Raw genomic sequence first — 263 nt, 5'->3', positions numbered from 1 at the left:
CCGAAGCTGTGAACCGAAGCCCCAGTAAACGGCGGCCGTAACTATAACGGTCCTAAGGTAGCGAAATTCCTTGTCAGGTAAATTCTGACCCGCACGAATGGCGTAACGACTTGGGCGCTGTCTCAACGAGAGATCCGGTGAAATTTTAATACCTGTGAAGATGCAGGTTACCCGCGACAAGACGGAAAGACCCCATGGAGCTTTACTGCAGCTTGATATTGAATTTGGGTACGATCTGTACAGGATAGGTGGGAGCCGTTGAG

1 rRNA gene is annotated in these 263 nt (G+C 50.6%); it reads left to right on the top strand.

Annotated elements, in window-relative coordinates:
* A 23S ribosomal RNA gene (locus C162_RS29120) occupies positions 1–263 on the top strand; the annotation flags it as partial.

Source organism: Paenibacillus sp. FSL R7-269, assembly GCF_000517865.1.
In the GTDB taxonomy this organism is placed as follows: Bacteria; Bacillota; Bacilli; order Paenibacillales; family Paenibacillaceae; genus Paenibacillus_AQ.
This window is presented reverse-complemented; position numbering and strand designations above follow the sequence as displayed.